The organism is Stenotrophomonas sp. KH_052 (assembly GCF_057838755.1).
Map to the genome: position 1 here is coordinate 3,914,869 of NZ_CM174475.1, position 24,623 is coordinate 3,939,491.

The window sequence follows — 24,623 nt, forward strand, 5'->3', positions numbered from 1 at the left end:
CCAATCAATCGACCTCGACCATCTCGAAATCGGCTTTGGTCACGCCGCAATCCGGGCAGGTCCAGGTCTCGGGAATGTCTTCCCAGCGCGTCCCCGGCGCGATGCCCTCCTCCGGCAAGCCTTCCGCTTCGCTGTAAAGGAAGCCGCAGACCACGCACATCCAGGTGCGCAAGGTGGTGGGGGTGGCATCGCTCATCGGATAATCAGGGCTGGATTCACGGGCCGCCATTGTCCCATCGCGGTCCACTCACCGGTAGCCATCGATGACTTCTGCTTCCCCGGCGCCCCGCGGCGTCTACCTGATCACCCCGGACGAGCCCGATACCGCGCGCCTGCTGGACCGCACCGCGCCGCTGCTGGCCGCCGGCGCCACCTGGCTGCAGTACCGCAACAAGACCGCCAGTGACGCGCTGCGGCGCGAGCAGGCCACCGCCCTGCAGGCGCTGTGCGCGGAACACGGCGTGCCGCTGATCGTCAACGACGACCCGGCGCTGGCCAAGGCGGTCGGCGCCGCCGGCGTGCATCTGGGCGGCACCGATGGCGACATCCCCAGCGCGCGCGCCCTGCTCGGCGCGGATGCCATCATCGGCGCGTCCTGCTACGACCAGCTGGCCAATGCCGAACAGGCCGTGGCCGCCGGCGCCAGCTACGTGGCCTTCGGCGCATTCTTCCCGACCACCACCAAGATCACCACCAGCCGCGCCCATACCGACCTGCTGCGGCAAAGCGCCGCACTCGGCGTGCCGCGGGTGGCGATCGGCGGCCTGACGCCGGACAATGTCGGTCCCATCATCGACGCCGGCGCCGATCTGGTCGCCGTGGTCAGCAGCGTGTTCGCCGCCGAAGACCCGGTGGCGACCCAGCGCGCCTACCTCGCCCAGTTCGCGTAATGCCCAGGAAAGCCCCATGAACCACGACCACTCCCACGCCCTGTTCTCCCGCGCCCAGCAGCTGCTGCCGGGCGGCGTCAATTCGCCGGTGCGCGCGTTCAAGTCGGTCGGCGGCGAGCCGTTCTTCGTCGAGCGCGCCGACGGTGCCTACCTGTACGACGTCGACGGCAATCGCTACATCGACTACGTCGGCTCCTGGGGCCCGATGATCGTCGGCCACAACCACACGGCGGTGCGCCAGGCGGTGAAGAAGGCGATCGACAATGGCCTGTCCTTCGGCGCGCCGTGCGCAGCCGAAGTGACCATGGCCGAGACCATCACCCGCCTGGTGCCGTCGTGCGAGATGGTGCGCATGGTCAACTCCGGTACCGAGGCCACGCTGTCGGCGATCCGCCTGGCGCGCGGCGCCACCGGCCGCAACCGCATCGTCAAGTTCGAAGGCTGCTACCACGGCCACGGCGACTCGTTCCTGGTCAAGGCCGGCAGCGGCATGCTGACCCTGGGCGTGCCGACCTCACCGGGCGTGCCGGCCGGCCTGAGCGAACTGACCCTGACCCTGCCCTACAACGACTTCGAAGCGGCCACTGCACTGTTCGAGCAGCAGGGCGATGACATCGCCGGCCTGATCATCGAACCGGTGGTCGGCAACGCCAACTGCATCCCGCCGCGCGACGGCTACCTGCAGCACCTGCGCGAACTGTGCACGAAGCACGGCGCGCTGCTGATCTTCGACGAAGTGATGACCGGCTTCCGTGTCGCCCTCGGCGGTGCGCAGGCGCACTACGGCATCACCCCGGACCTGACCACCTTCGGCAAGATCATCGGCGGCGGCATGCCGGTGGGCGCCTACGGCGGTCGTCGCGAGCTGATGCAGCAGATCGCCCCGGCCGGCCCGATCTACCAGGCCGGTACGCTGAGCGGCAACCCGGTGGCGATGGCCGCCGGCCTGGCGATGCTGGAACTGATCCAGCAGCCGGGTTTCCACGACGATCTGGCCGAGCGCACCGCGCGCCTGTGTGCCGGCCTGGAAACGGCCGCCGCCGACGCCGGCGTGGCCGTGACCACCACCTGTGTGGGTGCGATGTTCGGGCTGTTCTTCACCAGTGAAAAAGTGGAGACCTATGCGCAGGCAACCGCCTGTGACATTCCGGCGTTCAACCGTTTCTTCCACGCGATGCTGGACCAGGGCGTGTTCCTCGCACCGTCGGCGTACGAAGCCGGCTTCCTGTCCAGCGCGCACGACGATGCGGTGATCGAAGCGACGCTGGTCGCAGCACGCGTGGCGTTCAAGGCCGCCAAGGGCTGAGCCCGCTCTGCACGAAAAAGGGGACGGAGGGGATTAAGTCGTTTGTGCACAAACGACTTAATCCCCTCCGTCCCCTTTTTTCAACCGAAGACGAACTTGCCCTTCATCATCGCGAAGTGGCCGGGGAACGAGCAGAAGAAGGTGTAATCCCCACCCTTCTGCAGCCCCTGGGTAGAGAAGCGCACGCGCGTGGTTTCGCCGCCGCCGATCACCTTGGTGTGCGCCAGCACGCGCTTGTCAGCCTTCGGCAGGTAGCTGTCGGCCAGGGTCATGCGCATGCCGGCCATCGCCACCGGCTGGTAATCCGCGCTGCGGGTCAGCACCCAGTTGTGGCCCATCGCGGTAGCGGCCAGCTTGCCGGTGTGGCGCAGGGTCAGGTCGACGGCGGTGCAGTCGGCGGCCACCTTGATCTCGCGGCTGCTGAAGCTCATCTGGTCGGTGCTGTCGATACTCACCGCACACACCCGCGCCATCGCCGACGGCGCCAGCATCAGCGCGCCCAGTCCCACTGCCACCATCCAAGCCTTCATCGTTGCGTCTCCTGCGGATTCAAGCGCCATTCTAGGCAGGCGCCTGCGGCCCCGTCTGCGACTGTCTGTCGCATGGCTGGTCCAGGGTTTCCCGCGTGATCATTGCAATGGCATGCTCGGCCAATGCGGATCGACCTGTTGCTGCTGGATGTGGATGGCGTGCTGGTGCAGTACCAGCGCGCGCAGCGCGTGCTGCACCTGGCGCGGGCGCTGGATGTCGCGCCGGAAACCGTGCAGGCCGCGCTGTACGACAGCGGGCTGGAAGCCCAGCACGACTGCGGCGCACTGGATGGCCCCACCTATCTGGCGCGCCTGGGCCAACAGTTGGGCCGCACCGTTGATGTGCACACCTGGATCGCTGCGCGACAGGCCGCCAGCCAGCCACAGCCCGCCGTGCTGCAGCGGCTGCAGGTGCTGCAGCTGCCACTGGCGGTGCTGACCAACAATGGCGAGCTGATGGAGCAGGCCTTGCCCACGCTGCTGCCGGAACTGTTCCCGGCACTGCAGGACCGCGTGTTCTGCAGCGCCGATTTCGGCCTGCGCAAACCCGAGCCAGCGGTGTTCCTGCGTACGCTCGATGTACTGGGCGTCGCGCCTTCGCACACGCTGTTCGTCGATGACCTGTTCGCCAACGTGCGCGGCGCACGCGCCGCCGGCCTGCACGCGGAAACCGTGCGCGATGGCAAGGGTTTGGGCAAGGTGTTGAAGCGCTATCGGATCGGATGACCCGCTGTAGAGCAGAGCCCATGCTCGGCTGCAATTGCCTGACATCACGATGAGCCGAGCATGGCCTCGGCTCTACAGGGATTCCGCGGCAGCCGGGTCAGAGCCCTCTCCGCAGGAGAGGGGTCCGACCTCAGCAGATTCAGCGCGCGGCGATGAACGCGGCAATCGCCGCGCGCAGGCGCTTGAGGCCTTCGGCCACTTCTTCGTCGGTGATGTTCAGCGACGGCACGAAGCGCAGCACGTCCGGGCCGGCCTGCAGGGTCAGCAGGCCCTGCTCGGCAGCGTGGTCGAGAATCGCACCGGCCTGGCCGGCGAAGTCCTTGCTCAGCACCGCGCCCAGCATCAGGCCACGGCCACGCACGTCGCTGAACACACCGAACTCGTCGTTGATGCGGGCGAAGCCATCCCGCAGCGCCTTCGACTGACGGCTGACGTTGGCGGCGATCTCCGCCGAGGCCAGCTTGCGCAGCGCCACGCGCGCGACGGCGGCCGCCAGCGGGTTGCCACCGAAGGTGGTGCCGTGCGCGCCGAACTGCATGGTCTCAGCCACCTTCGGGCCGGCCAGCATCGCGCCGATCGGGAAGCCGCCGCCGAGCGCCTTGGCCAGGGTGACCATGTCCGGCACCACATCGTCCTGCCAGTGCGCGAACAGGGTACCGGTGCGGCCCATGCCGGCCTGGATTTCATCCAGCACCAGCAGTGCGTTGTGCTGGTCGCACAATTCGCGCACGCGCTTGAGGAAACCGGACTTGGCCGGCATCACGCCGCCCTCGCCCTGGATCGGCTCCAGCATCACCGCCGCCACGTCGCCGGCGGCCATCGCGGTTTCCAGCTGCACCTCATCGTTGAAATCGATGTAGCGGAAGCCACCGGGCAGCGGCTCGTAGCCTTCCTGGTACTTCGGCTGGGCAGTCGCGGTCACCGCGCCCATGGTGCGGCCGTGGAAGCTGCCGCGGAAGGTGATGATGACGCGCTTGTCGGCCGGGCGGCCCTGGCTGGAGGCCCACTTGCGGACCATCTTGATCGCCACTTCGTTGGCTTCGGCGCCGGAATTGCACAGGAACACGCGCTCGGCGAAACGGCTGGCCTTGACCAGCTCCTCGGCCAGGTGCAGCGGCGGTGCGCTGTAGAACACGTTGCTGGTGTGCCAGAGCTTGCCGGCCTGCTCGACCAGCGCGGCGACCAGGTCCGGATCGTTGTGGCCCAGGCCGCACACGGCGATGCCCGCGGCCAGGTCGATGAACTCACGGCCCTGGCTGTCCCACACGCGGGCGCCCTGGCCTCGCTCCAGTACCACCTGGCGGGGCTTGTAGACCGGCAGGTAGTAGTGCGAAAGGGAGATCAGCGGATCGGTAGCGGCGGTCATGGCAGTCGGCAGGGTTCAGGAATCCCCATTCTCGCGCCGGAACCCCTGCGGCACAATGCGCCCATGCGACCGTTTTCCGCCCCCCAGCTGAACCCCGCCACCGAAACCGGCTGGCGCCGTCGGTGGTTCGACATCATCTACCGCCACGACTCGCGGCCCTCGCGCAATTTCGACCTGATCCTGGTGGTGGCGATCGTCGCCAGCATCCTGGTGGTGATGATCGACAGCGTGCAGCACCTGCATGCCGAATGGTCCACCGGCCTGTACATCCTGGAATGGGCCTTCACGATTATCTTCACCGCCGAGTACCTGCTGCGGCTGGCGGTGGTCAAGCGCCCGCTGCGTTACGCGGTGAGCATCTGGGGCATCATCGACCTGCTGTCGATCCTGCCCGCCTACCTGTCGATGTTCATCCCCGGCGCACAGAGCCTGCTGGTGGTGCGCGCGCTGCGCATCCTGCGCGTATTCCGCATCCTCAAGCTGACCCGCTACATCGAGGAAAGCGGCGTGCTGATGACGTCGCTGTGGCGCAGCCGGCGCAAGGTACTGGTGTTCCTGTTCACGGTGATCACCATCACCATCATCGCCGGCGCGCTGATGTACGTGATCGAGGGCCCCGAACACGGCTTCACCAACATCCCGGCCAGCATGTACTGGGCGGTGGTGACCATGGCCACGGTCGGCTTCGGCGACATCGTGCCGCAGACTGTGCTTGGCCGCTTCGTCACCTCGGTGCTGATCCTGATCGGCTACAGCATCATCGCCGTACCCACCGGCATCTACACCGCCGAACTGGCCAGCACCATGCGCGAAGCCGAGCTGGCTGCGCGCCGTGATGCACGTGGCTGCCCGGAGTGTGGCCTGGAAGGCCACGAACCGGATGCACGGCACTGCCGCAAGTGCGGCGGCCAACTGCCGGATGCGTTCAACCATTGAGGCAGATGCCGGCCAGCGGCCGGCACTACCTCTCGGCGGTTACGCATGGATGCGTGTGCCGTTGCTCACCGCATGCGGTTGCTGGTGGTCACCAGATCATTGTATGCGGCGAGGATCGTTGACTGCGCTCCTTCCGGGTCGGTGGTGAGCCAACTGCCCGACGCCTTCCGCTCTGCCGCCAGCGCTTCGGCGGTGATCGGCTTGTGCTGCTCCAGGCGCTCGACGCCACGTCCCGCAGTACGCACCAGCTTGTCCGCCGAACGCTGCACGTGGCCCCACATCGGGTCGTCCTTGCCGACACCGCCGTTCTGGATTTCCGTCACCAGTGTCTGATAGTCAGCCAGCTGCACGCGCAGCGCCGCAACATCCGGTGCGTCGTCCTGGAACGCCGTGGCCAGTAGCTTGCCGTCGCCCAGCAGGCGAAGGTGGTAGTAGGCCAGCGAGCGCCCTTCGCTCTCCTCGATCTGCTTCAGCTGCGCGGCACGGCGATCGTTCTCGTTCTTTTCCAGCGCCACATCCATCGCTTCGCTGGCCTTGAAGAAATCAGCATAGGCCTGCATCAGCGGGGCATGCTGGCTGCGCATCCCTTCACCGCCATCACGACGATAATCCTCGCGGGTGAAGTAACCATCGGCGCGCTCGACCAGGGTGTTCAATGCCTGGAAGGCCTGCTGATAGTCACGCGCGGGGCCATCCATCGGCAAGGCCGGGGTCTTCGCCAGCGCGTCGGTCAGTGGCTGGCCGCAGTACTCGACGCGGTGCGACAGCACCTTCCCGGGCGAACGCGGTTGCGCTTCCTTGCCGGTCAGGCCGGCTTCAGGGTCCTTCATCCAGCTGGTGTAGGTCTGGAAACCCTCGTGAATGGGTTGTTCAACGCCGTTGTAGCACTCGATGTAGGCGTTCACCTTCTCCAGGCTGGGGTCGGCCAGCGACAACCCTGCCGGTTTGTTGCAGCCGCTCAGGCCAGCCACAGCGCCGATCAGCAGCAGCGGCACGATACGCAGACAGGAAGTCATCATGGTCTCTCGCATGGGTGCTGGCGCGCCGGTCACTGGCGGTTGCTCTGGAAAACGAGCGTGTTGTATTCCTGCATGAGCTTGCTGGCAGAGCCACGCGGCGCCATCGACGGCGAATCAAGCATGCGTCGTTCGAAATCGGTGTAAGGCTTTTTCTCGCTGACGCGCTGCAGCCGCTCCTTGCCTTCGCGCCGGAAATTCTCGGCCCCACGCTCGAAGCCTTCCCAGTCCGACTTGCCCGGTTCCTGGTCGGCAACCTTGGCGTGCGCTTCATCGGAAATGCGGTTGAAGGCATCCAGGCGTTCGCGGGCCTTGGCCTGATCGAAATCATCCTCGCTCATCAGATCCATGATGGCCTTGGCTTCCAGCATCATCGCCAGACGGTAGTACTCGCGCGTGCGCCCCTCGGCCTGTTCCAGCGCCTTGAGCTGCTCGCGCTGGGCGGCGTCGTTCTGGCGCTCCAGCTCGGCATTGAACGTTTCGCTGGCAGCTACGAAATCCTTGAAGGCGGCCATCAAGGGCGCGTGCAGCTGCTTGCCCTTGGCGAACTGGTCGTCTTCGTAGTCCTGGCGATCGTAGTAGTCATGCGCGTCCTTGCTGACCGGCACCAGCGCCTTCAGCGCCTGCTGGTAGTGACCTGCAGCCGCATCGAGTTCGGCCAGCGCAGGCTTGGCAGCGATCGCCTCGGTCACCGGGGCGTCGCACTGCTTCATGTCGTAGTCGCTGAACTCGAACGGGCCGTACACGTGCGTCTCGCGTCCGGTCGGGCCAGCGTCGACATCCTTGATCCAGCGCGTGTAGGACTGGATGCTGCCGCGGGTTTTCGAATCCAGCGCGTTGAAGCAGCTGATGTAGGCGTTGAGCTTGGCGGTCAACTGCTGCTGCGTGTCGGACGGGGCCGCGCTGGCGTCTGCCGTGCCGGAGGCAGCGGCGCCGCCCGCAACTGCGGGTGCCTTGCCACCGCAGGCGGTCAGGATCAACGACAGCGAAGCGGCCAGCGCCGCGACGGAAAGAGTGCGTGACATGTGCTCACATCCCTGTTGAAAACGATTACAGCCACGCATTCTAGCGCAGCAGGCCGAAGGTCGCAGCCCTCGGCCTCTTCCGGCGACGCGCGATCAATCCAGGAACAGATCCGGCAACAATGGACGCGACGGATCCACCGCGTAACCCGAAAGATCGGTGACACCAGCCTGCGCCAGCACTTCATCGTCGATCAGGAACTGGCCGTGGAAACCGGCCGCCTCACGCACCAGCACCGCATGCGCGGCGTCGGCCATGATCTGCGGCGTGCGGCAGCCGGCCGCGTCCACGCCGGGAATCATGTTGATCGCATCGGTGGCGATCACCGTGCGCGGCCACAGCGCATTCACCGCCACGCCCTGCGGACCGAACTCCGCGGCCAAGCCCAGAGTGACAAAGCTCATGCCCATCTTCGCCAGCGTGTAGCCGGTGTGCGGTGCCCACCACTTTGGGTCCAGGCTCGGCGGCGGTGCGAGGGTGAGGATGTGCGGATTCGGTGCCTGCAGCAGGTACGGCAGGCAGGCCTGCGCGCAGAGGAAACTGCCGCGCGAATTGACCTGCTGCATCAGGTCGAAACGCTTCATCGGCGTATCCAGCGTGCCGCGCAGCCAGATCGCGCTGGCGTTGTTGATCAGGATGTCGATGCCACCGAAGGTGTCGACCGTGGCCGCAACTGCCGCGTTGACCTGATCTTCCTCGCGGATGTCGCACTTCAGCGCCAGGCCCTGGCCGCCGGCGGCGGTCACCGCTTCGGCAGCGGTGTGGATGGTGCCCGGCAGCTTCGGGTTCGGCACCGACGACTTGGCCGCAATGGCCACATTGGCGCCGTCGCGCGCAGCGCGCAGTGCGATGGCCAAGCCGATGCCGCGCGAGGCACCGGTGATGAAAAGCGTTTTGCCCTGCAGACTGCCCACGTTCCACACTCCAGCGTATGCAATGAGTCGCTAGTATGCCGCGCCGACGCGGAGTTCACCCGGCCTTGACGATACTCGGGCCTCCAGACAACGCACGAGGTCCATGCTATGCGCCGTTCCCGCCTGTTGCTGCCTGCCCTGGGGCTTGCCCTGCTGACTGCCTGCCAGGGCCGTTCGCCGGAACCCGGCAAGGAGCCGCCCGCCGGTGACGCGCCCAGTGCGGAGAAGGCCGCCGCCGACGGCAAGATGCGCTGGAGCGAGGCGGTGGTCTGGGATGGCGATCTCAACGCCTGCCGCCAGGGCGAGAATGCGGCCACCCGGGATTGCCTGCGCGATGCGATGCGCGCCGGTGGCGCCAGCGCCGATGCCATCACCGCCGCTGAGCAGTTGTCCAGCGGCGGCGAGCTGGCCTATGTGACCGCCTGGCACGAGAACGAAGGACTTGGCATTGCCACGGTCGAGTATCCGTTCCGCGCCAACACCAATGAAGGCACGCGACTGGTCGATGCCGGTGGCAAGCGCATCGACGTGGATGCGGTGCAGCTGGACGACACGCTGCGTGCCGACCCCACTGTGCAGGAACTGCTGAAGGCCAACCCACAGGCCACGCCGTTCGCACCGGCGCAGTCGGCCGGCGCTTCGCCATTGGATAACGGCGGCATCCGCCTGCTGTACCGCACGCCGCTGCGCGACTGCCACGCCTGCCCGGATGTGGGGCAGTTGCAGATCGCCTACGACTTCGACGCCAAGCGTAACTTCATCGGCCAGCAGGTGGTGCCGGCAACGCCGTAAGCAGGTGGCACCGGGCCATGCCCGGCGGACACAACGCTCAATGCCGCCGGGCATGGCCCTGCGCTACCGATAGGCGCGTACCTGCTTCTGCAGCAGGTGCGGCACGATCAATCGATGTACCGGCGCCACCGGCAGCATGTAGACCCGGCCGAACGCGTTATGGGTATGCACCACGGTGGCCACTTCCAGCACGTCACCCTGCCACTGCAGGGCCAGCTGCACGCGCAGATGGCGGTCGTCGTCTTCCAGCACGATGGCATCGTCGCCCAGCGACTGCAGGGTGAAGATGCCCAGCCGCTGGCCGGGCCGAGGATCCTCAACAACCTGCACCGCACGCAACGACCCCAGATGCTTCATGCCGAGCAGGCGCATGCCGTGGTTGCGCAGCGTCATCAGCCCGTCGAACCAGCCGGGAATGGTCGCCGACATATCGCGGTACGCCTGCAGCGCGGTGCGCCCGTCGCGCCGGGTCGTGGCCTGGCAGGCGTGCACGAAGTCGGCGCCGGGCAGCTGCGCACGCAGCACGTTGCCCGCACCCGGCGGGCCGCTCACCACCTGCGCACGGCTCACGGCTTCGGCCCCTGCCCTTCGTTGTCTTCCCAATGCAGGATGCGGCGGGTGACGAAGCGGTAGACCGGCTTGCCGGTGGCGAACCACAGCTCGCGCACCCACGAGGTGCGCTTGAGCACACGCTTTTCCACCGGGGTGAGCGACTCGCGGCAGTACATGCGCTTGTGCTTGAGCAGGTGGCGCAGGTCCTCGCGGGCCAGCAGCCGCATCCAGCGCGAGCGCGGGTTGCCGATCACCGCCAGCTGGAAGTCGATCAGCGCCGGCCGACCATCCTCGGTGACCAGCCAGTTGGCTTCCTTGGCCAGGTCGTTGTGGGCGACACCGTTGCGATGCAGCTGCTGCAGCAGGCGACGCGCCGAGCGGAACCAGGCCAGGTCACCGCGCGGCGGGCGCTGGTACATGGCGTCGCCGGCCATGAAACTGCGGTCCAGGTGACGGCCATTCCAGGCCAGCAGCTGCGGCACATCGGCCATGCCGTGGATGTGCTGCAGCGCGCGTGCCTCGCGGCGGGCCAGCCACCAGGCTGGCAGCCGCAGCCACATCGGTGTGGCGCCCAGATCACGGCGCACGAACGGGCCATCGGGCCCTTTCACAAGAAGGATCTGGCCGAAGCTGTCGGCCTTCAAAGCATGCGGTGGAGCGTCTGGCGTATGCGGCATGGGCCCATTCTAGGCGATGGCGCCGGTTGCAAACGGTCACGAAGCGGCTGGGAACCAGTCACCTTCACGCCCCTATAATCGGGCAATGGACTCTTCATGGATCGACGCCACGCTCGCGTGGATTGCCGCTCACCCCGTGTTGGCGGGTGCCGTTATCTTCCTCATCGCCTTCTGCGATGCGGTCATCATTCTTGGCGCCATCGTGCCGGCGCTGCCGTTGCTGTTCGCGGTGGGCGTGTTCATCGGCCTGGGCCAGATCTCCGGGCCGTACGCGGTTGCGGCTGCAGCCCTGGGCGCCTTTGCCGGCGACGGCATCAGCTACTGGATCGGCCGCCGTTGGGGTGACCGACTGCGCGGCGTCTGGCCGTTCAGCCGCTACCCGCAGCTGCTCGACCGCGGTGAGAACCTGTTCCGCCGCAATGCGTTCAAGAGCATCCTGATCGCACGCTACGTCGGCGCGATCCGCCCGTTCGTGCCCGCCATTGCCGGCATGATGAAGATGCCAGCCAGCCGTTACGTGCAGGCCAGCGGCATCGCCAGCATCTCCTGGGCGGTGCTGTTCCTGGCGCCAGGCTGGATCCTCGGCGAAGCCTACGACGCAGTCGCGGCGGTGGCCGGGCGTCTGGTGGTGGTGGTCGGCCTGCTGGCGGTGATCCTCAGCCTGGTCTGGGCCATCGTGCTGTACGGCTACCGCTGGTCGGCCGCGCGCATGGACAACTGGCTGGCGCGCCTGCTGGACTGGTCCAACCGTCATCCGACGCTGGGCCGCTACACCGTTGGCGTGCTGGACCCGAAGCGCCGCGAGTCGGTGCCGCTGGCGATGCTGGCACTGATGCTGCTGGTGCTGGGCTGGGGCTGGTTCGCGCTGCTGACCGTGGTAGTTGCGCATGGGGAGCCGCTGGCAATCGATCTGCTGGTGCACCAGGCCATGCTGGCACTGCGCAACCCGCTGGCCGACTACCCGATGGCCGCGCTGGCTTCGCTGGGGGCGTGGCAGGTACTGCTGCCGGCCACCGCTGCGGCGATGGGCTACCTGATCTGGCGCCGGCGCTGGATGGCGGCCGCGCACTGGCTGGCCGCCCTCGCCTTCGGCCTGGCGCTGACCATGCTGCTGGGCGCCACCGTGGATGTGGTGCGCCCGATCGATGCCAGCAGCGGCTTCGGCTTCCCGTCGGTGTCGGTGACCATGGCCACCATCACCTTCGGCTTCTTCGCGGTGCTGATCGCCCGCGAGATGCCCGGCCGCACCCGCGTCTGGCCCTACCTGGTGTCGGGCATCGTGGTCAGCCTGATCGGCTTCTCGCGCCTGTACCTGGGCGCGCATTGGCTGAGCGATGTGATCGGCGGCATGCTGTTCGGCACGTTCTGGCTGCTGGTGCTGGGCATCGCCTACCGCCGCCGCTTCAACCGCTCGTTCTGGGTCAAGCCGGTGGCTTGGCTGTTCTACGGCGTGTTCGCGGTAGCGGCGATGTGGTACGCGCCGCGCCACATTCCGGTGAAGCTGGAACGCTTCGAGCCGACCCTGCCGGCACCGCAGGCGATGGATGCGCAAGCCTGGTGGCAGCACGACTGGGCCACGCTGCCGGCGCGCCGCAACGAGTTCGACGACGACCAGCGCTGGCCGCTGGACGTGCAGGTAGCCGGGCCGCTGGCACCGCTGCAGGCTCAGCTGGAAGCGCGCGGCTGGAAGCGGCAGGAACAGGCTGGCTGGCAGCAGGCGCTGCTGATGCTGGACAAGAACACCGGTGCAGATGAACTGCCGGTGTTGCCGGCAACGCTGGACACCCGCGTGGAAGCACTGCTGATGGTGCGCCAGGGCGCGAAGCCGGATGAGCGCTATGTGCTGCGCCTGTGGCCCGCACCCGCGCAGTTGCAGCCGGGCAACACGCCGCTGTGGCTGGGCAGTGCACAGACCCTGCGCTACGAGCGCCACTTCGAATGGATCGGCATGTGGCACCCGTTGCGTGGTGTCGACCCGGCCTTGAATGCAGTGAAGGACGCCGTGCAGGACCTGCCGCAGCGCGAAGACGTGCACAGCGAAACCGGATTGCCGGTGCTGCGGTTGAAGACCACGCCGTGATGGCGCCGCCGGGCATGGCCCGGCGCTACCGCCGCGCTCTGGTAGATGCCAACCTTGGTTGGCGTTTTCCGGTTACGGCATCCAGCCCAGCAATTGCTGCAACCGCTGGTGCGGGTCGTCCATCTGCAGCAGCTGCAGGCGCTGCTGCTCGCTCAGCGGCAGCAGTTCGGCCAACCGCCAGCCGACCCAGCTGGCCTGGTCCAGCAGTGCCGGGCTGGCGGGCGCATAGGCCTCGCCCGCCTGTTCGATGATGTGCCCCAGCACCGTGGCCAGCAGCGCATGCTGCGGCTTCAATTCGTCATCGGGATCTTCCTCGCACCAGTGCACGTCGGCCACCACCAGGCCGTTGTCGCGCACGCGGGTGCGCTCGACATGGAAGCGGCGGGTGCCACGCAGGCGCAGTTGCAGCACGCCATCGGCGCCGACATCGAAGTCTTCGATGCGTACCTGCACGCCATACGCTGCCGGTGTCGCCGGTGCCCCCACTTCCTGGCCATCGAGGATCAGGCAGACACCAAAACCTTCGCCGCTGCGGCCGCTGTCGCGGACCAGATCCAGATAGCGGCGCTCGAACACACGCAGGCCCACCGCTGCACCCGGCACCAGCGTGGTGTGCAGCGGAAACAGCGGCAGCGAATCGTCGGCGCTCATCGGGCCTGCAAGGCGGCGAGGAAGCGACGCGGCGCGCCGTCGAAGCCACCGTTGGACATGAACACCACGTGGTCACCGCTGCGCACGCTGGACTGCAGCTGCGCCAGCAGTGCGTCTGTATCCGGCACCGCATGCGCTTCACCACGCACGGCGGCGATCACTGCCGCCGCGTCCCACGCGAGCTCAGGGCGGTGCAGGAACACCACTTCGTCGGCCAGCGCCAGCGACGGGGCCAGCGCCTGCGCATGCGCGCCCAACCGCATCGAATTGCTGCGCGGCTCCATCGCGACCACGATGCGCGCATCGCCGACCTTGGCACGCAGGCCTTCCAGCGTGGTGGCGATCGCGGTCGGGTGATGGGCGAAATCGTCGTAGACGGTGATGCCATCGTGGCTGCCGATCACCTCCATGCGGCGCTTGACGCTGCGGAAGTGCGCCAGCGCCGGGATCACCTCGGCCGGGGCCACGCCCACCGCATGCGCGGCAGCCAGTGCGGCCAGGCCGTTGAGCACGTTGTGGCGGCCCAGCAACGACCACTGCACGTCACCCAGCGCCTGCCCGCGATGGTGCACGCGGAACGCGCTGCCATCGGCGGCCAGCAGTTCGGCGTGCCACTCCAGCGAGGGATCGAAACCAAAGCGCTCCACCGGGGTCCAGCAGCCCATGGCCAGTACTTCGGCCAGGTGCGGGTCCTCGCCGTTGACGATCAAGCGGCCGCGAGCCGGCACCGTGCGCACAAGGTGGTGGAACTGGCGCTGGATCGCAGCCACGTCCGGGAAGATGTCGGCGTGGTCGTATTCGAGGTTGTTGAGGATGGCCACCAACGGCCGGTAGTGCACGAACTTGCTGCGCTTGTCGAAGAAGGCGGTGTCGTATTCATCGGCCTCGACCACGAACTCGCGGCCCTGGCCCAGCCGGGCTGAAACGCCGAAGTCCTCAGCTACGCCGCCGATCAGGAAACCCGGCGAGCGCCCAGCGCTTTCCAGCAGCCAGGTGAGGATGGTGGTGGTGGTGGTCTTGCCGTGGGTGCCGGCCACAGCCAGGGTATCGCGCCCCGGCAGGACCTGCTCGGACAGCCACTGCGCCCCGGAGATGTAGCGCTGGCCGGCGTCGAGCACGGCCTCCACGGCCGGGTTGCCGCGCGACAGCGCGTTGCCGATCACCACGTCGTCGGTGCCGGCCGGCACGCTGTCGGCGCGGTAGCCCTGGTCCAGGGTGATGCCCAGCTGCTCGAGCTGGGTCGACATCGGCGGGTAGATGGCCTGGTCGCTGCCGCTGACCGTATGGCCCAGTTCCCGCGCCAGGGCGGCCACGCCGCCCATGAAGGTGCCGGCGATTGCAAGGATATGTACGCTGCTCATGACCGAGGATTGTGACTGATGACGGCTGTATAGGGCCAATGTCCGACCGGGGGTAAGACAAGTCCTACACAGGATGTGAGAAAACTCCAATCTTCTGTCAGGGAAATCCCGATAGCGATGTTCTGTGAACCCGGACACAATTCGAACTGCCAGCCGCAGTACCCGAACCGGTCCTACTCCCCAAGAGGCCATCCCCAAGGGAGCTCATGCTGCGGGGCCCTGAGCAAGCCCTCTGCTGGCGCCTATGAAACGACACAGGCCTGATCCTCGCGGACCAGGCCTGTGTTTTTTGCGCCCGGGGGCCGGCAAGACGCCGGCCCGGCCGGTTCAACCCTTGATCGCCGCCAGGATGCGGGCTTCGATCTCGTCCAGCTCACCGACGCCGTCGACGCGGGCCAGAGTGCCACGGGCGGCATAGAAGTCGACCACCGGGGCGGTCTGGTCGTTGTAGACCTGCAGGCGCTGACGCACCGCTTCCGGACTGTCATCGGCGCGGCCCTGCTCCTTGGCACGACCGGCGATGCGGTCGACCAGCAGCTCGGTGGCCACGTCCAGCTGCACCACCGCGTCCAGCGGCTGGCCGATCTTGGCCAGCAGGCCGTCCATCGCATTGGCCTGGGCCACATTGCGCGGGTAGCCATCCAGGATGAAGCCCTTGGCGACATCGGCCTGGGTCAGGCGCGACTCCAGCATGCCCAGCAGGATGTCGTCCGAGACCAGGTTGCCGGCGTCCATGACGGCCTTGGCCTGCTTGCCCAGCTCGGAGCCGGCAGCGATTTCCGCGCGCAGCATGTCACCGGTCGAAATGTGGGCGATACCCAGCTTTTCCTTCAGGCGCGTCGCCTGTGTCCCCTTGCCCGAACCGGGCGGTCCCAACAGAACCAATCGCATTGACCTGACTCCAACGTGTTGAAAATTAAGAAGGTTCGCGTCCCGGACGGTCCGGTATCGCTGCACCGCAATAGCGCCACTTTACCGCATACGGGTAATGTCCCTGCAATGTCCCCTCCCCCGAGCAGGTAGAAGCATGCGCAACGGTACTCTCCTTTATGCCCAGTCCGGCGGTGTCACCGCGGTCATCAATGCCACTGCAGCAGCGGTGATCGAGCAGGCCCGCGCCAAGGGCATCAAGGTACTGGCCGCCCGCAACGGCATCCTCGGCGCGCTGCGCGAGGAGCTGATCGACACCAGCAAGGAGAGTGCTGCGGCCATCCGCGCCCTCGCCCACACCCCGGGCGGCGCCTTCGGTTCGTGCCGGGTCAAGCTGAAATCGCTGGATGCCGACCGCGCCCGCTACGACCGCCTGCTGCAGGTGCTGCAGGCCCACGATGTGCGCTGGTTCCTCTACAACGGCGGCAACGACTCGGCCGATACCGCGCTGAAGGTCTCGCAGCTGGCCAAGGCCTCCGGCTATGACCTGACCTGCATCGGTGTACCCAAGACCATCGACAACGACCTGGCGGTGACCGATACCTGCCCGGGCTTCGGCTCGGCGGCCAAATACACCGCCGTGTCGGTGCGCGAGGCGGCGCTGGACGTGGCGGCGATGGCAGAGACCTCCACCCGCGTCTTCATCTACGAGGCGATGGGTCGACATGCCGGTTGGCTGGCGGCGGCCGCCGGCCTGGCCGGCAATGGCGATGACGAGGCCCCGCACATCATCCTGCTACCCGAACGCGCCTATGACGAAGCGGTGTTCCTGGCCAAGGTCAAGGCGGTGGTGGAACGCGTCGGCTACTGCGTGGTGGTGGCCTCGGAAGGCATCGCCACCGCCGATGGCCGCTTCGTCGCCGACGCCGGTGGCGGCAAGGACTCGTTCGGCCACTCGCAGCTGGGCGGCGTGGCCGCGCATCTGGCCGGCCGGGTCAAGGACCAACTGGGCCTGAAGGTGCATTGGGCCCTGCCCGATTACCTGCAGCGCTCGGCCCGCCACCTGGCCAGCAAGACCGACTGGGAGCAGGCGCAGGCAGTGGGTAAGGCCGCGGTGCAGCTGGCACTGAAGGGCCAGAACGGCGTGATGCCGGTGATCGTGCGCAGCAGCGATGCGCCCTACCGCTGGAAGATCGAAGCGGCACCGCTGTCGAAGATCGCAAACCACGAGAAGAAGATGCCCGCCGGCTTCATCCGCCGCGATGGCTTCGGCATCACCGCCAAGGCACGCGCCTACCTGTCACCGCTGATCAAGGGCGAAGCCCCGCTGCCGTACGGCACCGACGGCCTGCCGAAGTACGTGACGCTGAAGAACGTGGCCGTGAAGCAGAAGCTGCCGGCCTTCGAGGGCTGAGCCGAAAAAGGGGACGGAGGGGATTAAGTCGTATACGCCCCTCTGTGCTGAGCCCTGTGCGGAGCGCAGGGCACATTGCGGCGGCCGCCGAAGCACCCCACAATCGGGCTCCGGCCCGGGGCAAAGGGGCCGCCGCAAGCCAGATTCGACGCTGCCCGGCCTTCAAGGCCCGGGCCTGTGCTGCCATTTCACAAGGACTGTAACCATGAAGCACCCGATCCTGATCGCCGCGCTGCTGTGCGGCGCTGCCGCGCCGGCCTTCGCTGCGACCTGCGAAAGCAACTTCCAGAAGAAGGGCAATCCCTTCGTCGGCACGACCTTCACTTCATCGGTCACCCACCCGGACCTGACCGTGGCCAGTGCCATCGGCCAGATGCGGGTGATCGCCAAGAACGCCAACATGGATGTCCTCAGCGAGGACGTGGAAGGCGGCTCGATGCTGATCGAAGAACCGGAAACCATGGCCCACAAGCCGATTCCGATGATCATCAGTGCCACCTCCGAAGGCGGCCAGGGCACCGTCGGCATGGTGGTGAAGGTCAACAAGGGCGCCATTGCCTCGGCCGATGGCGTGCGCGAAGAAATGTGCAAGCTGCTCAACCAGATCAAGCCGGGCAAGGCTGGCGAACAGGCAGCCAAGGCCACTCCGCAGGCGTCGGTGGTAACGATTGCCGCCGACCGCTTCGGCTTCCAGCTGCGCAACCAGAACAAGGACAACCCGGCCGCGGTCGAGCCGCGCTACAAGGGCAAGACCTACGCCATCACCGGTCGCATCACCTCCGTGCTGCGCAGTGGCGGCACCTACAACACCAGCTTCGACCTGCCCAGCGATGGCAGCATCGACTTTGAGCGCGTGGCCATTTCCTGCTCGTTCGCAGCCAACCAGGCCGCGTATGCGCTGGCCCTGCGCCCGCGCGAGAAGGTGACGCTGACCGGCGTGGTCGACAGCTACGACCAGATTGGTCGTGTGTTGTGGCTGAAGGACTGCCGCGGCAACTGATCGCTGCCAGCATGGGAAAAGGCCCGGGTGCGCAGGCGCCCGGGCCTTTTCGTTTCCACAGCGGTTCACACCTGGCGCACGTGCATCGCAGGATGATGGATGCCCCGCATGGAGATCATCATGGCACTGCGTGTTGTGCGATTGGGCACCCCTCGCGCCCCCGGTGAAGGCCTGCGCATCGGCACCGTTCGGCGCCCACCGCGCGGCGTGCCACGCAGCGAATTCGCGAAACAGGACTGGTACGACGTCTGGTTCCCGACCCTGTCACCCAGCGCGGAGCTGGTGAAGCAGGCCCATGAAGCGAAGACCACCGCCGACTGGAATGCCTTCTTCCGCCACTACAAGGCCGAGATGAAGGCACCCGATGCCGCGCATGCGCTGGATCTGCTGGCCGCGATGTCGCAGCACAGCGACATCAGCGTGGGCTGCTACTGCGAGGATGAGACGCACTGCCACCGTACGGTATTGCGCGAGCTGCTGGTCGCGCGCGGGGCGACGCTGGCGGAGTGATGATTGCAGGGTTGCCGGCCAGCGGCCGGCACTACCGGTGGATGACCGCGTGGGTACACCGCCCGCGCAATTTCAATTGCAGGCCTTGCCTTCCATCTGCAGCTGCGCGGCGAACATCGTCACCTGCGGGATCTTGCCGGCAGCGGCCTGCTTCTTGGCCTCTTCCAGATAGATGCGCGACTGGCCCTGCCCATCCAATGCCTGGGTATTGTTCACTGGCAGGCGCCACACCCGCACTACTGCCTGCTGCGCCGGGCACGCGGCATTGGGTACGCGGATCACATCGTTGAGCTTCCAGCCCTTGTCCACACTCGGCTGCGCCTTGGCATAGTCGACGAAGCGTGCGCGCGGCTGGCACTGCTCGCTGGTCCGCACCGGTGCGAAGCGATACGGCTCGGCCGCCTGGCCGGTGAATGCACCTTCCAGTCGCGCACAGGCCTCGGGGATCTGCCGCAGCGTGTGCACTGCGCCCACCGCCTGTGGGGCACCCACGGCACGCTGCAGCTCGGGGGTTTCCACGGCGAGTGCCGGTACGGCCGGGACCAGGGCGGCAAGCATCAACAGGGACAGGCGCATGCGGGATCTCCTTCAGGACTGTGCGCAGGCTTGCAGAGGCAGGCTTAACGGGGCGCAAAGACGCATCCATCGAGCAGCCACTGCGCTCGCCGGGCATGGCCCGGCGCTACCATCCGGGCGCAGGTGCACGCATACTGCGGGCACCAGGGAATGCTGAACACCGCCATACGTCGGACGACCACCAAGGTCGGTACGGGTTGGTTCCAGGCTGCAGCCCGTCGTCCCCCTCGTGGTGCAGTTCATCGCCACTGGATGCTTGTCCATCCATTCTGCGGAGGGGTCTAATGCTGGAACGTCACGGGCTGTCACTGGCGCTGGGCTGCGCCATTCTCGCGATCCTGTTCGGAATCGTCTCGGCGCGCTGGATCCTGCGCCAACCCACCGGCAATGAACGCATGGTCGCGATCGCCACCGCGATCCAGGAAGGTGCGCGTGCCTACCTCAACCGCCAGTACCTGACCATCGGCGTCGCCGGCGTGGTGCTGTTCGTGCTGGTCGGCATCTTCCTCAGCTGGTACACCGCAGTCGGCTTCGCCATCGGCGCGGTGCTGTCCGGTGCCGCCGGCTACATCGGCATGAACGTCTCGGTACGCGCCAACGTGCGCACCGCCGAAGCTGCCCGCCACGGCATCAGCGCGGCGATGGACGTCGCCTTCCGCGGCGGTGCGATCACCGGCATGCTGGTGGTCGGCCTCGGCCTGCTGGGCGTGGCCGGCTACTACGCACTGCTGCTGCGCATGGGCCTGCCGATGGAACAAGCGCTGCATGCCCTGGTGGGCCTTGCCTTCGGCTCCTCGCTGATCTCGATCTTCGCGCGGTTGGGCGGCGGCATCTTCACCAAGGGCGCGGACGTAGGTGCCGACCTGGTCGGCAAGGTCGAAGCCGGGATTCCCGAGGATGACCCGCGCAACCCGGCGGTGATCGCCGACAACGTCGGTGACAACGTCGGCGACTGCGCCGGCATGGCTGCCGACCTGTTCGAGACCTATGCGGTCACCGTGATCGCCACCATGCTGCTGGGCAGCCTGATGCTGACCGAAGCCGGTGCCAATGCCGTGCTGTACCCGCTGGTACTCGGCGGCGTATCGATCATCGCCTCGATCATCGGTGCGCTGTTCGTCAAGGTGAAGCCGGGCGGTTCCATCATGGGCGCGCTGTACAAGGGCGTGATCGTGTCCGGCGTGCTGGCGGCCATCGCGTTCTACCCGATCACCACCGGGTTGATGAGTGACAACGTGCACGGGCCGATGGCGCTGTATGGCTGCGCATTGATCGGGCTGGTGCTGACCGGCCTGATCGTGTGGATCACCGAGTACTACACCGGCACCCAGTACAAGCCGGTGCAGCACGTGGCACAGGCGTCGACCACCGGCCACGGCACCAACATCATCGCCGGCCTCGGGATCTCGATGAAGTCCACCGCACTGCCCGTGATCGCGGTGTGCGCAGCCATCTGGGGTGCGTTCGCGCTGGGTGGCCTGTACGGCATCGCCATCGCCGCCACCGCGATGCTGTCGATGGCCGGCATGATCGTCGCCCTCGATGCTTACGGGCCGATCACCGACAACGCCGGTGGCATCGCCGAGATGGCTGAACTGCCCTCGGAAATCCGCGACATCACCGATCCGCTGGATGCGGTGGGCAACACCACCAAGGCGGTGACCAAGGGCTATGCAATCGGTTCAGCGGCACTGGCCGCGCTGGTGCTGTTCGCCGACTACACCCATAACCTGCAGGCGGCCAATCCCGGTCAGGAGTTCCGCTTCGACCTCAGCGACCACACGGTGATCATCGGCCTGCTGATCGGCGGCCTGATTCCTTATCTGTTCGGTGCGATGGCGATGGAAGCGGTCGGCCGCGCCGCCGGTGCGGTGGTAGAAGAAGTGCGCCGCCAGTTCCGCGAGATCCCCGGCATCATGCAGGGCACCGGCAAGCCGCAGTACGACCGTGCGGTGGACATGCTGACCCGCTCGGCCATCCGCGAAATGATCGTGCCCTCGCTGCTGCCGGTGGCGGTGCCGGTGGTGGTCGGCCTGCTGCTGGGGCCGCGCGCACTGGGCGGCCTGCTGATCGGCACGATCGTGACCGGCCTGTTCGTGGCCATTTCGATGACCACCGGCGGCGGCGCCTGGGACAACGCCAAGAAGTACATCGAAGACGGCCACTTCGGCGGCAAGGGCAGCGAGGCGCACAAGGCGGCAGTGACCGGCGATACCGTCGGCGATCCCTACAAGGACACCGCCGGTCCGGCGATCAATCCGCTGATCAAGATCATCAACATCGTGGCGCTGCTGCTGGTGCCGCTGCTGTAGATCCACGCCATGCGTGGATGAGATGCCCGATGGGGTCAGAGCCCTTTCCTGCGGAAAGGGATCCGACCCCGATGGCGATCACCGCCCGCGCAGGAAGAACGACACCGGCACCATCACTTCCACCGGGTCGCCGGCCACTTCGGCCGGCGGCGCCGGTACCGGGCTGGCCCGCTGCACGGTGTCCAGCGTCTCCTGGTCGAGCAGCGCGAAGCCACTGCTGCGGCCCAGTTTCAACCCCGAGACCGCGCCATCGCGGGCAACCGCAAAGCGCACGTAGACCACACCCTGCTGGCGCATCCGCTCGGCCTGGCGCGGATAGCGGCGGTGTTTCTGCAGGTGCCCGAGCAGGCGTCCTTCCCAGGTCGCCTCGGCACGACTGCGCTCACCCGCCGTGGTCTGCGGTGCGGTGTAGCGTGTAGCCGCGTCAGCCGCCACCTGCGGCGGTGCGCTGGTCTGCGCGACGTTGGCGTCAGCGGTGTCCGGCGACGGCGTCGGCTCCGGTGTACGCGGCGGTGGCAGCTCACCCTGCGGCTGCATCGGCGCCTTCGGTTGCTCGCGCAGGGCCGGCTTCGGCGCCTGCCGCTGCTGTTGCTGCTGCAGCGGCCCGGTGGCGACCTCGCGCGGCGGCACCGGCGGCGCCTGCGCCATCGGCGCCAGTTCCAGCATCAGCGCCGCAGGCGGAACCGCAGCCGTCAGCGCCGGCGCACGGGCCGCCCACCAGCAGGCCGCGCCGATCAACAGCGCATGCACCAGCAGTACGATCGCCAGGCTGGTCGCCCAGCGCCGCAGTCCACTCATCGTGCGCCCTGCTCCAGGCCGACCAGCGCCACCTTCAGGTAACCGGCCGCTCGCAGCGCATCCAGCGTGGCCATCAGTTCGCCATAGGGCACGCGGGTATCGGCACGCAGGAAGATGCGCTGCGTGGTATCACTGTGAGTGGCCGCCTGCAATGCAGCCGCCAGCCCGTCGCGCGCTACGGCCTGTTCGCCAACGCGCAGCGACAGATCTGCCTGCACGGTCACGTACACCGGTGCCTGTTCCGGCGGCGTGGCACTGGCATTGCTGGCCGGCAGCTGCACCGGCACCGACACGGTGGCCAGCGGTGCGGCCACCATGAAGATGATCAGCAGCACCAGCATCACGTCGATGAAAGGCGTGACATTGATCTCATGCGCTTCTTCCGGCGCATCGTCACGGTCGGACGCGGTCCTGATCGCCATCGTCGCGCCTCAGTGCACCGCACGCAGCGGCGCGGCTGCGGTACGCGGAACGGCACGATCGAGATCGCGTGAGACCAGTTGCTGCACGGCCGCCGACAGATCGCCGAGCAGCCCACACAGGCCAGCCAGCACGCGGCTGAAATGGTTGTAGACCAGCACTGCGGGAATCGCTGCGACCAGGCCCAGCGCGGTCGCCAGCAGGGCCTCGGCGATGCCGGGGGCGACCACCGCCAGGTTGGTGGTGTTGCTGTGGGCGATGCCGATGAAACTGTTCATGATGCCCCACACCGTGCCGAACAGGCCAACGAACGGCGCCACCGCGCCGATGCTGGCCAGCACGCCGATGCCGCGCCGCTGCACGCGCGCAGTTTCCAGTTCGATACGGCCCAGGCGCGAGGCAACGCGTTCCTTGGTGCCATCGCGGCTGTCCAGCTCCTGAGACAGGCGCAGCTCGGTTCGCGCCGCGTCCAGCATGGCGAGTGCGGTGCCCTGCTGCACACTGGCGTCGGCGCTTTCGCTGGGCAGGCTCGGCGCCTGCAGCAGCAGCGCACGCGCTGCGCGCAGCTGCCGTGCCTGGCGGGCCAGTTCCCAGCCCTTGGCCAGCAGCACGGTCCAGGTGGCCAGCGACGCCAGCGCTAGCGCGATCATCACGGTCTTCACCACCACGTCGGCGGCCAGATACATGCCCCAGGGCGTCAGTGCAGGGGCAGCCACGGGGGCCAGGTCAGCAGGCAACATCGTCTCGTTTTCCATCAGCATCAGGGGTCGCAGCACGGCGGCGTGCCGAGCGCGGATCATTGGCGTCGTCCACTTCCACGACCGGGTTGGGCTCCAGCCGCGGTGCGGGCCGACTGAGCACGTAGCCGGCACTGACCGCGAAGAACAGGCCCACGCCCAGCAGCAGCCGCCAGGACGGGTGCGCGCCCCAGCAGAACAGCGCGAAGCCCACCGCCATGCCGGCGCTGGCAAACGCCTTGCCCTTGCGCGACACCGCGCCCTGCTCGCGCCACAGCCGAAGTGACGGGCCGTAGCGCGGGTGCGCCAGCAGGCGTTGCTCGAACTTTGGCGAACTGCGCGCGAAGCAGCCCACGGCCAGGATCAGGAAGATGGTGGTCGGCATCACCGGCAGCAGCGCGCCGATCACCCCGAGCCCGACCATCACCCAGCCCAGCGCGAACCAGAGCCAGCGCATCAGCGTTGCGCCGATAGGCGGGAGGCGTGCATCAGGCGAATTCCACTTCAACGTGGCCGTGCACGCTGCGGAAGGCGGCATCGGCGGCGTCGATCACCTGCTGCTCCTGCTCGGCGCTCAGCGGCACCGCATCCAGCGCAGCGGTGAACTCACGCCAGTGGCGCGCCGCGCCATCCGGGTGCGCGGCCAGGTGACGGGCGCCGAAATCGCGGTCCAGGCCGAGCTTGGCGGCCATCTTGTACAGCACGGTGCCGCCCAGGTTGGACCCTTCGGCCACATACAGCCACCCCAATGCGGCGGGTAGCTCCAGATCGGACGGCAACGCCGCGATGTCGGCTCCCGGCAGGGTCTGCTCCAGATCCTGCAGATCGCGTGCCACCTGTGTAAGGCGGCGGCGCTCACCGAGGTCGGGCAGCAGTGCGTCCAGCGCAGGGTTGGCATACAGCGCATCGATGCTGCGGTGGAAGCGGTACTGCACGCGCAGGAAACGGGCGAAGTTGCCGCGGTCGGCGAAGATGTCGCCGGCCATGATGCGTTTGTCCAACGCGCCGTGGCTGTCGCGGGTGGCGGCCTTGAGCCGCAGGCTGCGGCTGTCTTCAGGGGCGATGTGTGCGTTCATGGGGGAATGCCAAGGGGGTCGTCCTGCTGTAGACGTTCGCCACGGGGCTTTCCCCAAGCCCATGTGCACCGATAATGGGCCATTCCCTTC

27 protein-coding genes are annotated in these 24,623 nt (G+C 67.3%); 10 read left to right on the top strand and 17 right to left on the bottom strand.

All coding sequences use genetic code 11. The features are described from left to right. Window positions 1-4: 4 nt before the first annotated feature. Window positions 5-229 (bottom strand): rubredoxin, encoded by a 225-nt coding sequence (locus AC3ITW_RS17945; RefSeq protein ID WP_014038358.1) that lies wholly within the window; start codon window positions 227-229, stop codon window positions 5-7. Between the two features lie 34 nt (window positions 230-263). Here AC3ITW_RS17945 and thiE point away from each other — a divergent pair, with 34 nt between their 5' ends. Together thiE and hemL are read left to right on the top strand one after the other, a co-directional pair. Continuing rightward, window positions 264-890: a thiamine phosphate synthase gene (gene thiE, locus AC3ITW_RS17950; protein ID WP_012512011.1), complete on the top strand. Its 627-nt coding sequence runs from the start codon at window positions 264-266 to the stop codon at window positions 888-890. Window positions 891-906: 16 nt separating this feature from the next. Beyond that, the gene (hemL, locus tag AC3ITW_RS17955) at window positions 907-2,196 is read left to right on the top strand and encodes a glutamate-1-semialdehyde 2,1-aminomutase (protein ID WP_489389808.1); all 1,290 of its coding nucleotides are present in this window, start codon (window positions 907-909) and stop codon (window positions 2,194-2,196) included. 80 nt (window positions 2,197-2,276) lie between these two features. Here the strand turns inward: hemL and azu are convergent, their stop codons facing one another. Beyond that, complete coding sequence (azu, locus tag AC3ITW_RS17960; protein ID WP_006389875.1) at window positions 2,277-2,726, bottom strand: azurin; 450 nt, start codon at window positions 2,724-2,726, stop codon at window positions 2,277-2,279. Between the two features lie 123 nt (window positions 2,727-2,849). Between azu and AC3ITW_RS17965 the strand changes: the two genes are divergently transcribed. Then, complete coding sequence (locus tag AC3ITW_RS17965; protein WP_489389809.1) at window positions 2,850-3,452, top strand: HAD-IA family hydrolase; 603 nt, start codon at window positions 2,850-2,852, stop codon at window positions 3,450-3,452. A 139-nt stretch (window positions 3,453-3,591) separates the two neighbouring features. Here AC3ITW_RS17965 and AC3ITW_RS17970 read toward each other — a convergent pair whose 3' ends face one another. Next, window positions 3,592-4,818: an acetylornithine transaminase gene (locus tag AC3ITW_RS17970; RefSeq protein WP_006467246.1), complete on the bottom strand. Its 1,227-nt coding sequence runs from the start codon at window positions 4,816-4,818 to the stop codon at window positions 3,592-3,594. Between the two features lie 63 nt (window positions 4,819-4,881). Between AC3ITW_RS17970 and AC3ITW_RS17975 the strand changes: the two genes are divergently transcribed. Continuing rightward, window positions 4,882-5,754, top strand: coding sequence for an ion transporter (locus AC3ITW_RS17975; protein ID WP_032972737.1), 873 nt, complete (start codon window positions 4,882-4,884; stop codon window positions 5,752-5,754). 65 nt (window positions 5,755-5,819) lie between these two features. Here AC3ITW_RS17975 and AC3ITW_RS17980 read toward each other — a convergent pair whose 3' ends face one another. The 3 genes from AC3ITW_RS17980 to AC3ITW_RS17990 all read right to left on the bottom strand — a co-directional run bounded on the left by AC3ITW_RS17980 (window position 5,820) and on the right by AC3ITW_RS17990 (window position 8,707). Next, window positions 5,820-6,770: a YiiG family protein gene (locus AC3ITW_RS17980; RefSeq protein WP_032972740.1), complete on the bottom strand. Its 951-nt coding sequence runs from the start codon at window positions 6,768-6,770 to the stop codon at window positions 5,820-5,822. Between the two features lie 32 nt (window positions 6,771-6,802). Next, window positions 6,803-7,795: a YiiG family protein gene (locus AC3ITW_RS17985; RefSeq protein WP_489389810.1), complete on the bottom strand. Its 993-nt coding sequence runs from the start codon at window positions 7,793-7,795 to the stop codon at window positions 6,803-6,805. Between the two features lie 93 nt (window positions 7,796-7,888). After that, window positions 7,889-8,707: an SDR family oxidoreductase gene (locus AC3ITW_RS17990; protein ID WP_100469486.1), complete on the bottom strand. Its 819-nt coding sequence runs from the start codon at window positions 8,705-8,707 to the stop codon at window positions 7,889-7,891. Window positions 8,708-8,815: 108 nt separating this feature from the next. On the opposite strand from AC3ITW_RS17990, the gene AC3ITW_RS17995 reads away from it, so the two are divergent. After that, window positions 8,816-9,499 carry a hypothetical protein gene (locus AC3ITW_RS17995; RefSeq protein WP_012512018.1) on the top strand — a complete coding sequence of 228 codons (684 nt, stop codon included), beginning with the start codon at window positions 8,816-8,818 and terminating at the stop codon, window positions 9,497-9,499. Window positions 9,500-9,562: 63 nt separating this feature from the next. On the opposite strand, the gene AC3ITW_RS18000 is transcribed toward AC3ITW_RS17995, so the two are convergent. Together AC3ITW_RS18000 and AC3ITW_RS18005 are read right to left on the bottom strand one after the other, a co-directional pair. Further along, window positions 9,563-10,069 (bottom strand): DUF2867 domain-containing protein, encoded by a 507-nt coding sequence (locus AC3ITW_RS18000; RefSeq protein ID WP_100469492.1) that lies wholly within the window; start codon window positions 10,067-10,069, stop codon window positions 9,563-9,565. After that, window positions 10,066-10,728 carry a serine/threonine-protein kinase gene (locus tag AC3ITW_RS18005; protein WP_012512020.1) on the bottom strand — a complete coding sequence of 221 codons (663 nt, stop codon included), beginning with the start codon at window positions 10,726-10,728 and terminating at the stop codon, window positions 10,066-10,068. The genes AC3ITW_RS18000 and AC3ITW_RS18005 overlap by 4 nt, the downstream gene beginning before the upstream one ends. Before the next feature lie 85 nt (window positions 10,729-10,813). Here AC3ITW_RS18005 and AC3ITW_RS18010 point away from each other — a divergent pair, with 85 nt between their 5' ends. Then, on the top strand, window positions 10,814-12,808 hold the full coding sequence (locus AC3ITW_RS18010; RefSeq protein ID WP_100469493.1) for a bifunctional DedA family/phosphatase PAP2 family protein: 1,995 nt from the start codon (window positions 10,814-10,816) through the stop codon (window positions 12,806-12,808). 72 nt (window positions 12,809-12,880) lie between these two features. On the opposite strand, the gene AC3ITW_RS18015 is transcribed toward AC3ITW_RS18010, so the two are convergent. The 3 genes from AC3ITW_RS18015 to AC3ITW_RS18025 all read right to left on the bottom strand — a co-directional run bounded on the left by AC3ITW_RS18015 (window position 12,881) and on the right by AC3ITW_RS18025 (window position 15,711). Continuing rightward, window positions 12,881-13,459, bottom strand: a complete 579-nt coding sequence (locus AC3ITW_RS18015) for an LON peptidase substrate-binding domain-containing protein (protein WP_006389956.1) — start codon at window positions 13,457-13,459, stop codon at window positions 12,881-12,883. Next, window positions 13,456-14,820, bottom strand: coding sequence for a UDP-N-acetylmuramate:L-alanyl-gamma-D-glutamyl-meso-diaminopimelate ligase (gene mpl, locus AC3ITW_RS18020; protein WP_489389811.1), 1,365 nt, complete (start codon window positions 14,818-14,820; stop codon window positions 13,456-13,458). The genes AC3ITW_RS18015 and mpl overlap by 4 nt, the downstream gene beginning before the upstream one ends. Before the next feature lie 327 nt (window positions 14,821-15,147). After that, on the bottom strand, window positions 15,148-15,711 hold the full coding sequence (locus AC3ITW_RS18025; protein WP_012512023.1) for an adenylate kinase: 564 nt from the start codon (window positions 15,709-15,711) through the stop codon (window positions 15,148-15,150). Between the two features lie 136 nt (window positions 15,712-15,847). Between AC3ITW_RS18025 and AC3ITW_RS18030 the strand changes: the two genes are divergently transcribed. From AC3ITW_RS18030 to AC3ITW_RS18040, 3 genes are all read left to right on the top strand, one after another. Then, the gene (locus AC3ITW_RS18030; protein WP_006390031.1) at window positions 15,848-17,104 is read left to right on the top strand and encodes a 6-phosphofructokinase; all 1,257 of its coding nucleotides are present in this window, start codon (window positions 15,848-15,850) and stop codon (window positions 17,102-17,104) included. Window positions 17,105-17,309: 205 nt separating this feature from the next. Then, window positions 17,310-18,104, top strand: a complete 795-nt coding sequence (locus tag AC3ITW_RS18035; protein ID WP_006390034.1) for a hypothetical protein — start codon at window positions 17,310-17,312, stop codon at window positions 18,102-18,104. Window positions 18,105-18,224: 120 nt separating this feature from the next. Then, the gene (locus AC3ITW_RS18040; protein ID WP_032972765.1) at window positions 18,225-18,614 is read left to right on the top strand and encodes a DUF488 domain-containing protein; all 390 of its coding nucleotides are present in this window, start codon (window positions 18,225-18,227) and stop codon (window positions 18,612-18,614) included. A gap of 72 nt (window positions 18,615-18,686) precedes the next feature. Here the strand turns inward: AC3ITW_RS18040 and AC3ITW_RS18045 are convergent, their stop codons facing one another. Then, window positions 18,687-19,190 (bottom strand): hypothetical protein, encoded by a 504-nt coding sequence (locus tag AC3ITW_RS18045; protein WP_006390041.1) that lies wholly within the window; start codon window positions 19,188-19,190, stop codon window positions 18,687-18,689. A gap of 284 nt (window positions 19,191-19,474) precedes the next feature. Between AC3ITW_RS18045 and AC3ITW_RS18050 the strand changes: the two genes are divergently transcribed. After that, a complete protein-coding gene (locus AC3ITW_RS18050) occupies window positions 19,475-21,502 on the top strand; it encodes a sodium-translocating pyrophosphatase (protein WP_100435210.1) in 2,028 nt (675 codons plus the stop codon). A 78-nt stretch (window positions 21,503-21,580) separates the two neighbouring features. Here the strand turns inward: AC3ITW_RS18050 and AC3ITW_RS18055 are convergent, their stop codons facing one another. The 5 genes from AC3ITW_RS18055 to AC3ITW_RS18075 are packed head-to-tail and all read right to left on the bottom strand — an operon-like array spanning window position 21,581 to window position 24,533. After that, window positions 21,581-22,300, bottom strand: coding sequence for an energy transducer TonB (locus tag AC3ITW_RS18055; RefSeq protein ID WP_489389812.1), 720 nt, complete (start codon window positions 22,298-22,300; stop codon window positions 21,581-21,583). After that, on the bottom strand, window positions 22,297-22,722 hold the full coding sequence (exbD, locus tag AC3ITW_RS18060; protein WP_012512025.1) for a TonB system transport protein ExbD: 426 nt from the start codon (window positions 22,720-22,722) through the stop codon (window positions 22,297-22,299). The genes AC3ITW_RS18055 and exbD overlap by 4 nt, the downstream gene beginning before the upstream one ends. A gap of 9 nt (window positions 22,723-22,731) precedes the next feature. Continuing rightward, a complete protein-coding gene (gene exbB, locus AC3ITW_RS18065) occupies window positions 22,732-23,460 on the bottom strand; it encodes a tonB-system energizer ExbB (protein WP_012512026.1) in 729 nt (242 codons plus the stop codon). Further along, entirely contained in the window at window positions 23,447-23,914 is a 468-nt protein-coding gene (locus AC3ITW_RS18070; protein WP_012512027.1) for a YbaN family protein, read from the bottom strand. Before AC3ITW_RS18070 ends, exbB begins: the two co-directional genes overlap by 14 nt. 31 nt (window positions 23,915-23,945) lie before the next feature. Then, window positions 23,946-24,533, bottom strand: coding sequence for a biliverdin-producing heme oxygenase (locus tag AC3ITW_RS18075; protein WP_046983038.1), 588 nt, complete (start codon window positions 24,531-24,533; stop codon window positions 23,946-23,948). Between the last annotated feature and the right edge of the window lie 90 nt (window positions 24,534-24,623).